Origin of the sequence: Nocardia aobensis NBRC 100429 (assembly GCF_000308375.1) — a bacterium.
Taxonomy (GTDB): Bacteria; Actinomycetota; Actinomycetes; order Mycobacteriales; family Mycobacteriaceae; genus Nocardia; species Nocardia aobensis.
This window is the reverse complement of record NZ_BAFQ01000005.1, coordinates 24,913-38,579: the sequence shown is the minus strand read 5'-3', so window position 1 is coordinate 38,579 and position 13,667 is coordinate 24,913. Positions and strand designations below refer to the sequence as shown.

The 13,667-nt window shown below is 68.8% G+C and carries 13 protein-coding genes; 10 read left to right on the top strand and 3 right to left on the bottom strand.

The window, feature by feature from the left end; genetic code table 11:
- Positions 1 to 38: 38 nt before the first annotated feature.
- Positions 39 to 2,021: a molecular chaperone HtpG gene (htpG, locus tag RJ03_RS00310; protein ID WP_036496957.1), complete on the bottom strand. Its 1,983-nt coding sequence runs from the start codon at positions 2,019 to 2,021 to the stop codon at positions 39 to 41.
- Positions 2,018 to 3,697 carry a TM0106 family RecB-like putative nuclease gene (locus tag RJ03_RS00305; protein WP_051024073.1) on the bottom strand — a complete coding sequence of 560 codons (1,680 nt, stop codon included), beginning with the start codon at positions 3,695 to 3,697 and terminating at the stop codon, positions 2,018 to 2,020. The genes htpG and RJ03_RS00305 overlap by 4 nt, the downstream gene beginning before the upstream one ends.
- A gap of 432 nt (positions 3,698 to 4,129) precedes the next feature.
- On the opposite strand from RJ03_RS00305, the gene RJ03_RS00300 reads away from it, so the two are divergent.
- The 7 genes from RJ03_RS00300 (at position 4,130) to rraA (ending at position 8,717) form a co-directional block, all read left to right on the top strand.
- Positions 4,130 to 4,771: a DUF6474 family protein gene (locus RJ03_RS00300; protein WP_036496956.1), complete on the top strand. Its 642-nt coding sequence runs from the start codon at positions 4,130 to 4,132 to the stop codon at positions 4,769 to 4,771.
- Between the two features lie 13 nt (positions 4,772 to 4,784).
- Positions 4,785 to 5,390: a hypothetical protein gene (locus tag RJ03_RS34730; protein WP_051024071.1), complete on the top strand. Its 606-nt coding sequence runs from the start codon at positions 4,785 to 4,787 to the stop codon at positions 5,388 to 5,390.
- 74 nt (positions 5,391 to 5,464) lie between these two features.
- A complete protein-coding gene (locus RJ03_RS00290) occupies positions 5,465 to 6,121 on the top strand; it encodes a YcnI family copper-binding membrane protein (protein WP_036496955.1) in 657 nt (218 codons plus the stop codon).
- Positions 6,118 to 6,672, top strand: a complete 555-nt coding sequence (locus RJ03_RS00285; protein ID WP_083870495.1) for a copper resistance CopC family protein — start codon at positions 6,118 to 6,120, stop codon at positions 6,670 to 6,672. Before RJ03_RS00290 ends, RJ03_RS00285 begins: the two co-directional genes overlap by 4 nt.
- Positions 6,669 to 7,610: a CopD family protein gene (locus RJ03_RS00280; RefSeq protein ID WP_036496953.1), complete on the top strand. Its 942-nt coding sequence runs from the start codon at positions 6,669 to 6,671 to the stop codon at positions 7,608 to 7,610. Before RJ03_RS00285 ends, RJ03_RS00280 begins: the two co-directional genes overlap by 4 nt.
- Before the next feature lie 90 nt (positions 7,611 to 7,700).
- Entirely contained in the window at positions 7,701 to 8,159 is a 459-nt protein-coding gene (locus RJ03_RS00275) for an SRPBCC family protein (protein ID WP_036496952.1), read from the top strand.
- Positions 8,160 to 8,231: 72 nt separating this feature from the next.
- Entirely contained in the window at positions 8,232 to 8,717 is a 486-nt protein-coding gene (rraA, locus tag RJ03_RS00270; protein ID WP_036496951.1) for a ribonuclease E activity regulator RraA, read from the top strand.
- A gap of 34 nt (positions 8,718 to 8,751) precedes the next feature.
- On the opposite strand, the gene RJ03_RS00265 is transcribed toward rraA, so the two are convergent.
- Entirely contained in the window at positions 8,752 to 8,973 is a 222-nt protein-coding gene (locus tag RJ03_RS00265) for an RNA-binding S4 domain-containing protein (RefSeq protein WP_030516732.1), read from the bottom strand.
- 156 nt (positions 8,974 to 9,129) lie between these two features.
- Between RJ03_RS00265 and lysX the strand changes: the two genes are divergently transcribed.
- The 3 genes from lysX (at position 9,130) to RJ03_RS00250 (ending at position 13,566) form a co-directional block, all read left to right on the top strand.
- Positions 9,130 to 12,465, top strand: a complete 3,336-nt coding sequence (gene lysX / locus RJ03_RS00260) for a bifunctional lysylphosphatidylglycerol synthetase/lysine--tRNA ligase LysX (protein ID WP_036496975.1) — start codon at positions 9,130 to 9,132, stop codon at positions 12,463 to 12,465.
- Between the two features lie 69 nt (positions 12,466 to 12,534).
- Positions 12,535 to 13,164: a histidine phosphatase family protein gene (locus RJ03_RS00255; RefSeq protein ID WP_036496950.1), complete on the top strand. Its 630-nt coding sequence runs from the start codon at positions 12,535 to 12,537 to the stop codon at positions 13,162 to 13,164.
- 123 nt (positions 13,165 to 13,287) lie between these two features.
- Entirely contained in the window at positions 13,288 to 13,566 is a 279-nt protein-coding gene (locus RJ03_RS00250) for a hypothetical protein (RefSeq protein WP_232329210.1), read from the top strand.
- Positions 13,567 to 13,667 lie beyond the last annotated feature (101 nt).

Genomic DNA, 13,667 nt, shown 5'->3' with positions numbered 1-13,667 from the left:
TCGGTGTTTCGGTTGTCGTGGTCGGACGGTCGTGGTTGTCAGACGGACTTGGTGAGGCGGTCGGCCAGGAGCCGGGCGAAGTGGGCCGGGTCCTTCAGTTCGCCGCCTTCGGCCAGAACCGCTGTGCCGTAGAGCAATTCGGCCGTCGCGCCCAGATCCTCGGACTCCTTGTCCTTGGCGTACGCATCGCGCAGGCCGGTGACCAGCGGATGCTCCGGGTTGAGTTCCAGAATCCGCTTGGATTCCGGGAGCGCCTGGCCGGACGCGCGGTACATGCGCTCCAGCTGCGGGGTGAAGTCGAAGACATCACCGACGACACAGGCCGGAGAGGTGGTCAGGCGGGAGGACAGGCGGACCTCCTTGACGCTGTCGCTCAGCGTCTCCTGCAGCCACTTCAGCACCTCGCCGAAATCCTTCTCCTGCTGTTCGCGCAGCTGTTCGGAGGCCTTCTTCTCCTCCTCGGTCTCCAGATCGACCTCACCCTTGGCGATCGACTGGAACGGCTTGCCGTCGAAGTCCGGCACCGAGCCGACCCACATCTCGTCGACCGGGTCGGTGAGGATCAGCACCTCGAGGCCCTTGGCCTTGAAGGCCTCCATATGCGGGGAATTCTCGATCTGCTGCCGGGATTCACCGGTCATGTAGTAGATCTGGTCCTGGCCCTCGGCCATGCGCTCCACGTACTGCGCGAGCGTGGTCGGCTCGGAATCCGAGTGCGTCGAGGCGAAAGACGAGACCTGCAGAATGGTTTCGCGGTTGTCGAAGTCGGAAAGCAAACCCTCCTTGAGAACTCGGCCGAATTCGTTCCAGAAGGTCCGGTACTTCGACTCTGTCGCGGTGGCGTCGTCGGAGCCGGATTCGGCCGATTCGGCGCTCTGCAGATCCTTGATCGTCGACAGCACCTTGCGGACCAGGCGCTTGCGGATCATCTGAATCTGCCGGTCCTGCTGCAGAATCTCGCGCGAGACGTTCAGCGACAGATCCTGCGCGTCCACCACACCCTTGACGAAGCGCAGATACTCCGGCATCAGCTCTTCGCAGTTGTCCATGATGAACACCCGGCGCACGTAGAGCTGCACGCCGCGCTTGTGCTCGCGCATGAACAGATCGAACGGCGCGTGCGACGGGATGAACAGCAGCGCCTGATACTCGAACGTGCCCTCGGCCTTGAGCGGGATGATCTCCAGCGGATCGTCCCAGGCGTGCGAGACGTGCTTGTAGAACTCCTTGTACTCCTCGTCGGAGACGTCGCTGCGCGGGCGCGTCCACAGCGCCTTCTGCGAATTGAGCGTCTGCTCCTCGAGGATGGTCTTTTCCTGCTTCTCCTCGCCCTCACCCTCGGTGACGGTGCGCTCCACCTGCATCCGAATCGGCCAGGAGATGAAGTCCGAGTACTTCTTGACGATCTCGCGGAGCTTCCACTCCTGCGTGTAATCGAAGAGGTGATCGTCCTCGTCCGCGGACTTCAGATGCAGCGACACCGCGGTGCCCTGGGGCGCGTCGTCGAGGGTTTCGATGGTGTAGGTCGAGCTGCCGGCCGCGGACTCCCAGCGGGTGCCTTCGGACTCACCCGCGCGGCGGGTGGTCAGCGTGACCTTGTCGGCCACCATGAAGGTCGAATAGAAGCCGATACCGAACTGGCCGATGAGGTCTTCGGAGCTCACCGCGCCCTCGCCGCTCTTGGATTCCAGCAGCTGGCGGCGCAGTTCCGCGGTGCCGGACTTGGCCAGGGTGCCGATGAGATCGACCACTTCGGCGCGCGACATGCCGATGCCGTTGTCACGGACGGTCAGCACCCGGGCGTCCTTGTCGACCTCGAGTTCGATATGCAGATCCGAGGTGTCGACCTCGAGATCCTTGTCCCGGAACGACTCGAGCCGCAGCTTGTCCAGCGCGTCCGAGGCGTTCGAGATCAACTCCCGCAGGAAGGTGTCCTTGTTCGAGTAGACCGAGTGGATCATCAGTTCCAGAAGCTGATGGGTCTCGGCCTGAAACTCCAGTTGTTCGACGTGATCGGTCACGTGCAGATATTACGACGGACCGCGGGTGGCTCGCGAAAGTCGGTCATCGCGGGAACCTCCGCGTCGGCACTGTGCGCCCGCGGCTGCGCCGGCGCCATCCATTCGCGCAGCACCTGGGTGGCGCGGACGTCGTCCTCGTTGTATTCCAGCAGGCGGGTGCGCTGCGACAGATCGGGCGCACCGTCGTATCCGACCGCCAGGCGATACCAGCTCATCGACGCCTCGCCGCCGGCCTCGGGATCGCGCCAGCCGAATCCGGCGACCGGGGCGATCTTCTTGAGCCCCTTGCCGTTCGGGCAGATGAACTGCTCCGACACCGCCTGGAACATATCCACCCACTGCGGACTGTCGACGAAGGCACGGACCTCGTCCGCGGTCGGGACGCCGGGCCGTCCGGCGAATCGGCGCGCCGATTCGTAGAGCCACTTGTCCTCGGCCGTGCGCGAATAGCAGTAGGCGGCGAACGTCTTGCCCGCCGCGGCCGCGTCGGCGCGCACCGCCATCAGCCAGGTCCAGAATTCGGCGAACGAGCGGGCCTCGTCGGCAGTCGGCAGCGGGTCCCAGGTGAAGAAGGGGCGATACACCCCGTCGAGCAGGGTCCCCCACAGGTAGGCGCCGTACTCCTGATAGCTCTCCAGGTCGACATCGACCTCGACGTCGGCCCGGGTGACCCGCACCCGGTCCACGCGGCGGACCAGAGGCGCGCCCGAGATCCAGGCACGCGCGGTCACGACCGTCTCGGCGAACGGCTCGTACTGCCAGTCCTCGGGCTCCTCGGCGGTCCACTCGGCCAGGTCGTCGATGGTCTGCACACCGTGGCGGCGCAGCAGTTCGGCGCGTGAGCCGGGTGCGACGAGGCTGACGTCGCGGTGGGCCGCCAGCCAGCCCTCACAGCTCACGGCGGGTGGTTCGGTGATATCCGGACGCTCACCGCCGGTCACACTGGGCGCCCGCGTCCACCACGGGCATTGCCGGCATTCCGGCACCTTGGACGGAACCGTCGGCAGCTCACCGCGCACCACCGCGATGCGGTCGGCATAACGCCGGTCGTACTCGTCGAGCACCGGGGCCAGATCGTGCACCAGGATCCGGTCGAAGTGATAGCCGATGGCGCCGCCGACCAGCGCCGGACTGGCCAGCCCGTGCCGCTGCAACATGCGGTAGAGATGGGCCAGCCGCTGCTGGTCGCGCGGCTGGGTGCGGACCCGGACGTGCCGGTCGGGGCGCGGATCCCAGCGGTACAGATCGGAGGTGGTGGGATGGAAATCGGCCGGATCCGGCTGGCGCGGGTCGGTCACCTTGTGGTTGACCACGATGATCGGGATGTAGCCGCCGCGATCGGTATCGCGCAACAGGATCTCGCAGCCGCCGCGACGGCCGGTATCGGCCTCCTGCGGTAGCAATGCGCCCCAAATGCGCTGCGCCCCTTCCGCACACGCGCGCAGCGTGTCCTCGGCGCGGCCGCTCGCGTGCTGATCCGGGTCGATGATCACCCATGCCCGCGGATCGGCGGCGACGAGTGTGTCGCGGACCTTCGAGCGATGCGCGGTGGCGGCGTCGCGGCGCTGTTTGACACCCGCGTCCTCCGGCACCCCCAGCAGCCGTTCCGGATGAGTCGCGTCCAGATGCAGCCGGTGCCGGCAGCCGACCAGCGCGCGGGCGTCGACATAGGCGATGCGCGGCGGGTGCTCGCCGGACCCGGCGGGCGCCGACGGATTCGCGGGCCCGGCCGGAGCACTCGCCGTGCCGGCCGAAACCTGCTGCGCCCGTTCCACTTCGGCGGGCACCACGACGGTTCGTCGAGCAGCAGCCCGCCGCTCGTCGCCTCCGCCGTCCTCCTCGCGACCGTCTTGGTCGCCGCTGCCCGAATACACGCTAAGCAGTATGGTCCCTACCTCCGACACTCCCGCGAACCGCCTGCGTGCCGGGCGTACGCGGAGCCGCTACCTCGGCACTCACGCGGCGGGCGAGCCCGGATCGGCACGCGCCCCGACCGTGCACCGGCCGCCGCGACGGCGCCCCCGGGTGCGCATCCCGCTACAGTTGGCGCAAACCGTGTGGCATGTGGGTATATCAGCATGACGGAACTTCGTGACGGAGGGCTTTCGATGGGGTTGTTCACCAAGCGCAAGCGGCGTGCGGACCGCAAAGCCGAGGCGAAAGCCCTCAAGCACAAGGCCGCGATGGAGGCCAAACTCGGCGCCCGCAACGAACGCAAACGCCAGCGCGCCGAACTCCGCACCCAGCGCGATGTGGCGAAGGCACAGATCGCGGCATTGAAGGCCGAGGAGAAGGCCGCCCTCAAGACCGCCGAACGCGCCGACCGCGAACTGCTCACCGCGAGCCAGGTGAAGAAGTATCTGGGCGTGGCGCGGGTGCTGGTGCCGGTGCTGGCGCCGCTGGCCTACCGGGCCGCCACCTTCGTCCGCGGCCAGATCGACACCCGCCGCGCCCACCGGCTGGGTATCGGCCTCGGCGAGCTGGGCAACTTCACCGGTCACGGCGCCCGCCTGCAGGCCCGCATCACCGGCGTCGAATCGACTCTGGCCGGTATCGAGAACTCCGGTGACAAGAGCGGCGAGACGCAGAAGTTCGTGGCCGCCACCCGCGACCGGCTCGCCAGCCTGTCCGCGGCCGTGCGGACCGCCGAGCAGATGCCCGCGCCGCGCCGCCGGGCGGTGCACAACTCCATCTCGCACGAACTCTCCGGCGTCGAAGCCGATATCCTCGCGCGCCTCGGCGTGCACTGACCGCCGTTCCGCCATGCTGCCTCGTGCCCGGCCCGCGACCGGATCCCCGCCGTCCCGGCGAGCGGTCCGGCGGCCGGGCATCGATGGGCTGCGCGGCGGCCTGGTCGGTATGGCGGTGGTCGTCCTCGCGACCGCCGCGCACGGCTGGGCCGACGGCGGCTATCCCGGCTCGGCGACGCTGGCGCTGCTCCTGCTGAGCGCGACGGTCGCCGGAACCTCAGCCTCGATGCTGCCGCCCGCCGGCGGTGCGTGGGGCCGGACCGGCGTCCTGGCGGCACTCGGTGGCGGACAGGCGGTTTCCCATATCGCGCTGAGTCTGCTGCCCGCCCACCGACCGGGTGAAACATCGTGCGGGAGCGGCTTTTCCGGGCTGACGTCGATCTTCCCGAGCGGCTGGATGACGCTGGCGCACACGCTCGCGACCGTGGCCTGTGCCGCGCTCATCGTGGCCGTCGAACGTCTGTATGCCGCTGTCTCCCACTCGGTCCGGGCCGTCACGACCCGGCCGCTGCCGCCGGTGGATATCGCCACACCCCGGTGGCGGAGTTCCGTGCGGCCACCGTGGCAGCAATGGCGCGCCGGCGCCCTCGGCTCCCGCGCACCACCGGTACTCGCCTGAACCGCTCCCGACCCCAGGCACTTCCCCCGGCACATCGCCGAGTACCGAGAAAGTCACCCATCGTGCGCTCAACTATGTCCACCTCACTGTCGCGCGCCCTGGTCGCGACCGGCGCCGCCGCAGGTCTCGCCCTGCTCGCCTCCGGCACCGCGGCCGCGCATGTCACCGCCGACGCGCCCGGCGCGGCCCAGGGCGGTTACGCCGTCATCACCTTCCGCGTGCCGACCGAATCGGCGACGGCGTCCACCACCAAGCTGACCGTCGCGCTGCCGCAGTTGTCCGCGGCCCGCACCGAACCCGTCGCGGGCTGGACCGCCAAGACCGAGAAGAACGACAAGAACCAGTTCACCTCCGTGACCTGGACCGCCAACCCGGGTAATCCCGGCATCACCCCCGAACAGTTCCAGCGCTTCGCCCTCGCGGTCGGTCCGCTGCCGAAGCAGGACAAGATCAGCTTCCCCGCCACCCAGACCTACAGCGACGGCAAGGTCGTCAACTGGAACGAACCCATGCCGGCCGGCGGCGACGAACCCGAGCACCCCGCACCGAGTGTCACGCTGGCGGCCGCCGGATCCGATCACGACCACGTGGCCGGCATGTCGAGCGAGGCCGACAGCGACGAGTCCGATTCCGACAACACCGCGCGCTGGCTGGGCGGTATCGGGCTGGTGCTCGGCGCCCTCGGCGCCGCGCTCGGACTCGGCAGCCTGATCCGGAGCCGGCGCGCATGATGCGCCGCATACTGTTCGCCCTGGTCGGTGCGCTGGCGCTGGGCGGCCTGACGATCGCGGTCGCCGGTCCGGCTGCCGCGCATTCGACGGTGGTATCCACCGACCCCGCCGACGGCGCGAAACTCGCGTCCGGCCCGGCGCGGGTCAGCATCACCTTCAACGAGAATCTGCAGCCGAGCTTTCCGTCGCTGACCGTCGTCGGCCCGGACGGGAATCTGTGGTCGAAGGGAAAACCGGTGGTGGACGGGCCGACCGTCAGCGTCGAGGTCGGTGACCTCGGGCCGGCCGGCACCTACACGATCGCGTACCGCGTCACCTCCGCCGACGGCCATCCGGTCAGCGGCACCCGCACCTTCGAGCTGACCACGCCGGGGCACGGGACACCGGGGGCCAAGGCCGATGCCAAGAGCAGCTCCGGTGGTGACGGCGATTCCGGTGGCGTTCCGCTGTGGGTGTTCATCGTGGCCGCGGTCGTCCTGTTCGGCGGTGGGCTGGCGTTCGCGCTGTTCGGCGGTCGCTCTCGACGGCCGGGCAGCGGCGGCAAACCGTGAGGCCGGGGACGGCCGGCAGCAGATCGACCGCACTGCGTTACGCACTGCTGCTGGTCGTCCCGGCCGCCCTCGTCGGTGTCGCCGCCGGATGGGCGCTCGCCGCACCCGATCCGGTACAGGCCGAGGCGCCGGTACGCACCCTGGCCGACGGGCTGGGCGCCACGGTTCTCGGCCTCGCGGCTCTGCCGCGCCTGCACGACCGGCTGCGGCCCGCGTGGCGGCTGCTGGCCGTGTTCGGCGGGCTCTGGACGCTCGCGGAATTCGTGCTGCTGTCCACGGAGGCCGCCGAGGTGGTCGGGGTCCCGCTGAGCCGGTTGCGCGCCGGCGATTTCGGCGACTACGTCGCACATGTCAGCGGCGGCCAGATCGGCATCGCCGTGCTGATCGGCACCGCGGCGGTCGCCTGCTACAGCACGCTGGCCTTCCGGCGACCGGAGCGCGCGAGCGCCGACCTGGTGCTGGTCTTCGCCGCGGTGACGCTGGTGCTGCGGCCGATCACCGGCCATATGTCGCAGCAGACGCTGGGCTCGGTTCTGGCCGCGGTGCACGCTCTCGCGGCGGCCGCCTGGTTCGGTCTGCTGCTGGCGCTGGCGCTGGTGGTGCGCACCCGCGGTGAATGGGCGGTGATCCTGCCGCGCTATTCCGGCTGGGCGCTGCCCGCGGTGGCGGCGGTGACGGTGACCGGCGTGGTCAACGGGCTGGTCCGCGTCGGCGATCCGGTCGCGCTGGCCGACACCGGGTACGGCCGCATCCTGCTCGCGAAGACGATCATGGCCCTCGCGCTGCTCGGGCTCGGCTGGTGGTGGCGGCGCAGCTGGGTTCCGGTGGCCACCGACCATCGGATGAGTGCGGACGACTCGCTGCGCCGGGCCCTGATCGAGGTGGTGGTGATGGCGGCGGTGTTCGGCTTGGCGGCGACACTGTCGGTGACGGCCTGAGTCCGAGCCCGGGCCGGATAGGCCCTGCGAACTGGAGTGATAGCAATTACATCCGGTCCGGGCCGGACTGGAACACGTTACGGTTACGGCATGACCGCAGTGAAGATCGTGGCCGATTGCGCCGCGCCGGCCGAGACCGCGTTCGACTACGTCAACGACTATCGCCATCTGCCGGAATTCGTCACCGAGGTCCATTCCTTCCGCCCGATCACCGATCAGGTGGCCGGGCTGGGCGCGACGTTCGACACCGAGATCAAACTGGGTCCCGCCTCGCTGACCTCGCGGCTGCAGATCGTGCGCTGGGAGAAGAACGTCGCGATCGCGGTGAAGGCCGTGACCGGCTTCGAGATCGAATCGACCTTCCTGTTCCATCCTCGCGGCGACCGCGACTGCACGGTGGACGCCATCGTCGAGTACCGGGTACCGGGCGGGCTCGCGGGCAAGGTGCTGGGCAAGACCATCGAGCCGTTCGTCAAGCTGTCGGTCAAACACACCACCCACAATCTGACGACCAAGATCGCGGAGTATCAGCGCACCCTCGACAGCTGAACCGGCCGCGCCCGCGGCGGGCGGCGGGAAGGTCTCAGGATTCGATCGCCGCCCGCATGGCAAGCTTATTTGGTGACCGATTCAGCAAACCTAGTGGCAACCGCCGACCTCGCCGACGAGATCGGCCCCGAGATTCGTAGCTGCGATACGCAATTCACGCAGTTCGGCGGCAATCCGGTGTTCAGCGGGCGCATCGTCACCATTCGCTGCTTCCAGGACAATCTGTTGGTCAAGCAGACTCTCAGCGAACCCGGTGAAGGACGTGTGCTGGTCGTCGACGGCGGCGCGAGCGTCCACACCGCCCTCGTCGGTGACGTGATCGCCGGACGCGGCGTCGACAACGGCTGGTCCGGCGTCGTCGTCAACGGCGGCGTGCGTGACTCGGCGATTCTGCGCACCCTGCCCATCGGCATCAAGGCACTGGGCACCAATCCGCGCAAGAGCACGCAGACCGGATCCGGCGAACGCGATGTGCCGGTCGAATTCGGCGGCGTCACCTTCGTTCCGGGCGAGATGCTCTACAGCGATCACGACGGGGTCGTCGTCCGCGCGGAATGAGTCGCCGATCGCCGCCGGCCCCGCGCCCGCCGAACTATCCGCCTGCCACCCGCACGCGGTGGCCGGCGAGCGCGACCACGTCTCCGGCATGGAGCTGGCGGCCCCGCCGTAGTTCCACCTCGTCGTTGACGCGCACGAGCCCGGCGGCGATCACGGTCTTGGCCTCCGACCCGCTGTCGATGAGATTGGCCAGCTTCAGGAATTGCCCGAGTCGAATGACTTCGTCTTCGATCGGCACATCGACTGGATCCGACATGGGTTACATCTTTACCGCCGCGCCCGACGGGCCGCACGCCGCCCCCGTCGCGATGGGTACCGGGGTCCGGCGAAAGGATCGAATATGACCGTGCACGAGCAGGACTCGCCCGGTGGCCTTCTCCCCTCGGGCGGTCCCAGCCCGCACACTGGTGCGGTGACTTCCACGCAAGACCAGCTTCACTCGCGCGACGGCAGATCCCCTTCCTCACCGGTTCCACATCGCGCCCACGGTCGGCTGAGCGAAGTCCCCCACCTGGTCGGCCTGGTGCTCGGCGTGTTCTCGATTCTGTGTGCGCTGTGGAGTATTTCGCCCGGCCTGCGCTACATCACCTCGGTCCCGCGGCACTACCTCGACGCCTACTATTTCGACGCGCCCGACACGAACCTGATGTGGGCGGTGATCGTCGGTCTGCTCGCCGGCGCGACGGCGTCCCGGAAACGCATCGCCTGGTGGCTGCTGGTCGGGTACATGGCGCTGTTCGCGCTCGCCAACGGACTGGATTTCGCCGAGGAGCAGGATCCGCACGCCCTGGCCGCGCTGTTCGTCCACCTGGCCGTGGTCGGCTTGATGATCGCGGCGTGGCCGGAGTTCTACACCCGGGTGCGGCGGGGCGCGGTGTGGAAGGCACTCGGTGTCCTGGTCAGCGGGCTGATCATCGGCAGTCTGCTCGGGTGGGGGCTGGTGGAACTGTTCCCCGGCAGCCTGCCCCGCGGTGCGCAACGCCCGCTGTGGGCGGTCTCGCGGGTCACGGCGACAATTCTGGTGGCGGACAACAACTTCGACGGGCATCCCCCGCATGTGGTGAATCTGCTGCTCGGCCTGTTCGGCGCGATCGCGCTGCTGGCGGCGGCGCTGGTGCTGTTCCGCTCCCAGCGCGCCTCCAACGCCATGACCGGACTGGACGAATCCGCGGTGCGCGGCCTGCTCGCCCGTTCCGATGTCGAGGATTCGCTGGGCTACTTCGCGACTCGCCGCGACAAGGCCGTGGTGTTCGCGCCCAGCGGTAAAGCGGCGATCACCTATCGCGTCGAACTCGGCGTCTGCCTGGCCTCCGGCGATCCGATCGGTGTGCGGGAGGCGTGGCCGCAGGCCATCGATGCCTGGTTGCGACTGGCCGACGAATACGGTTGGGCCCCGGCCGTGATGGGTGCGGGTGAACTCGGCGCCACCGCCTACCGCCGGGCGGGCCTGTCCGCGCTGCGGCTGGGCGACGAGGCGATTCTCGACACCCGTTCCTTCTCGCTGGCCGGGCCCGAGATGAAGCAGGTCCGCCAGGCCGCCAACCGTTTACACAAACAGGGCTTCACCGTCCGGGTCCGCCGGCACAGCGAACTGTCGCCGGACGAGATGGCGCAGATGATCGTCCGCGCCGATTCCTGGCGCGACACCGAAACCGAACGCGGCTTCTCGATGGCATTGGGCCGGCTCGGCGACCGGCTCGACGGAGACAGCCTGCTGGTGGAGGCGCTCGACCGCGACGGCCGCGTATGGGGCATGCTCTCGCTGGTACCGTGGGGCCGCAGCGGTGTCTCGCTCGATGTGATGCGACGAGATCCCAAGGGCCCCAACGGAATCATGGAATTCATGATCTCCCAGCTGGCGCTGACCTCGGAACAGTACGGGATCACCCGGGTCTCGCTGAACTTCGCGGTGTTCCGCTCGGTCTTCGAGGAGGGCGGCCGGATCGGCGCCGGCCCGGTGCTGCGGCTGTGGCGCAGTGTGCTGATGTTCTTCAGCCGCTGGTGGCAGCTCGAGGCGCTGTACCGGTCGAATGTGAAATATCAGCCGCAGTGGGTGCCGCGGTTCCTCATCTTCGAGGAACGCCGCCAGCTGCCGCGAGTGGCGTTCGCCGGCGCGCTGGCCGAGGGCTTCCTGCCGCGGTTCGGCACGCAGCCGGACGCCTCGGCGCACACCGGTCTTCATTCCGCGGTACCGCCCACCCTCACGGGCCTGCACGCCGACGGCAGCCCGCCCGAGGCGCCGCCCTCGGAACTCGAGCAGGCCGCCGCTCGCCGTCCCGAGCAGGTGCGGGTGCGGATGGACAAGGTGCGCCGGCTCGAATCGGCCGATATCGACGCCTACCCGGTGGCCTACGCCCCGACCCATTCGATCGCCGATGCCCGCCGCTCCCCCAAGGGCACCACGGTGCGCGTGTGCGGGCGGCTGTTGCGGATCCGCGATCACGGCGGCGTCACCTTCGCCGCGCTGCGCGACTGGTCCGGCGACATCCAGATCCTCATCGACCGGGACCGGGTCGGCGCGCGCCGCTCGAGTTCGTTCGGCGAGTACTTCGACCTGGGTGATCTGATCGAGGTGAGCGGCCAGATCGGCAGCAGCCGCCGCGGCGAACTGTCGCTGCTCGCCCAGGACTGGCGGATGATCGGCAAATGCCTGCACCCGCTGCCGGACAAGTGGCGCGGACTCGCCGACCCCGAGGCGCGGGTGCGGCAGCGCTTCGTCGATATGACGATCAACGTCGAGGCGCGCGAGGTGCTGGCCAAACGCAGCGCGGTGGTGCGGTCGCTGCGGGACACGCTGAACGGCTGGGGTTTCCTCGAGGTCGAGACACCGGTACTGCAGCAGGTGCACGGCGGCGCCAACGCCGCGCCCTTCCGCACCCACATCAATGCCTACGACCTGGATCTGTATCTGCGCATCGCACCGGAGCTGTATCTCAAACGGCTGTGCGTGGGCGGGATGGAGAAGGTCTTCGAACTGGGCCGGGTGTTCCGCAACGAGGGTGTGGACTACAGCCACAATCCGGAATTCACGATTCTGGAAGCCTATGAGGCGCACAGCGACTACGAGCGGATGATGCACGCGTGCCGCCAGCTGATCCAGAATGCGGCGATCGCGGCCAACGGCGCCTGCGTCGCCCTGCGACCGGACGCGGACGGAACGCTGACCGAGGTCGACATCTCCGGCGACTGGCCGGTGCGCACCGTGCACGGCGCCATCTCCGAAGCCGTCGGCGAGACCGTCACCCCCGACACCCCGGTGGATCGGCTGCGACTGCTGTGCGACAAGGTCGAGGTGCCGTATCAGCCGGGCTGGGACGCCGGGCAGATCGTGCTCGAGATGTACGAACACCTCGTCGAGGACCGGACCCAGGAACCGACCTTCTACATCGACTTCCCGACCTCCGTCTCACCGCTGACACGCGCACATCGGCGCATCGACGGTGTCGCCGAACGCTGGGATCTGGTGGCATGGGGTGTCGAACTCGGCACCGCCTACAGCGAATTGACCAATCCGATCGAACAACGCCGCCGCCTGACCGAACAGTCGCTGCTGGCCGCGGGCGGCGACCCGGAGGCCATGGAGCTGGACGAGGATTTCCTCGAGGCGCTGGAATTCGCGATGCCGCCGACCGGCGGCCTGGGTGTGGGCGTGGACCGCGTGGTCATGCTGATCACCGGCCGCAGCATCCGCGAAACCCTGCCGTTCCCGCTGGTCAAACCGCGCACCGGCCAGGGCGACGGACGCTGACCGCACCTGCGGCGTCCGAGGCGCGCACCCGTTCGCGAACCCGGAACCGGCGTCCGGCACAGTAGATCCGTGCAGCTTGTTCTCGTGCGTCACGCTCAGCCCGGACGGGTGCTGACCACCTCCGGTCCCGCCGATCCCGAACTCACCGAACTGGGTGTCGAACAGGCCCGGCGGGTACCCGCGGTGATCGCCCGCTTCGCGGGAAGCGAGCATCGCATCGCACGGGTGGTGAGCAGTCCGCAGCGGCGGGCCCGCGATACCGCCGCGCCGACGGCCGAGAAGCTGGGACTGCCGGTCGAGGTGCTCGACGGGCTGGCCGAATACGACCGCGACCTACCCGCCTACATCCCGATCGAGGATGCCAAGCGGGACTTCCGCGCCACCTACGACCGGATCAAGGCCGGACATCTGCCCGAACAGATCGACGGTCCCGCATTCGTGGCGCGGGTACTGGGCACGATCGCCGAAATCGTCGCGGCCGCCGAACCGGCCGATACGGTCGTCGCCTTCGCCCACGGCGGGGTGATCAACGTACTGCTGCAGGACGTACTCGGCCTGCAACGGCCGCTGACCTTTCCGATCGACTACTGCTCGATCACCCGAGTGCTCTTCTCGCGCAGCGGGACCCGGACCGCGGCGACGGTGAACGAGAACAGCCACGTCTGGGAGTTGTTGCCGCGCAATCTGCCGGTGGACTGAACAGCCGCCACAATTCACAGCCGATTACCAGCGCGATCGCTCTTCCATCCCAGGGTCGAGTCGTTCGATGAGTGACCATGGGCCCCCGCACGACGGCCCGTGTTCCGAGTGAAAGGTAATCCGTTGCTCTCCAAGAGTTCTTCGCGCCGCAGGCTGATCGCCCGCATCGCCGTCGCCGGCGCCGTCGCCGCCGCCCCCGTGGCAGCCGTCGCCGTTCCCGCTTTCGCCGACACCCCGTCCGCCGCGCCCGTCGACTGGCACGATCACGATCACGACCACGACGGGTGGCGTCATCACCACGATCACGACCACGGGCCCTGGCAGCCGGGCCCGGGCGGTTTCCTGCCCGGCGGGCCCGACGGCTTCCTTCCCGGACCGCCTCCCACCGGCTCGTTCGGCTGATCGACCGCCACAGCATACGAGGGCCGCTCCTTTGCAGGAGCGGCCCTCGTTGCCATGTGGGCGGCGGAATCAGTGGCCGTGACCGGGATCCGCGGCACCGT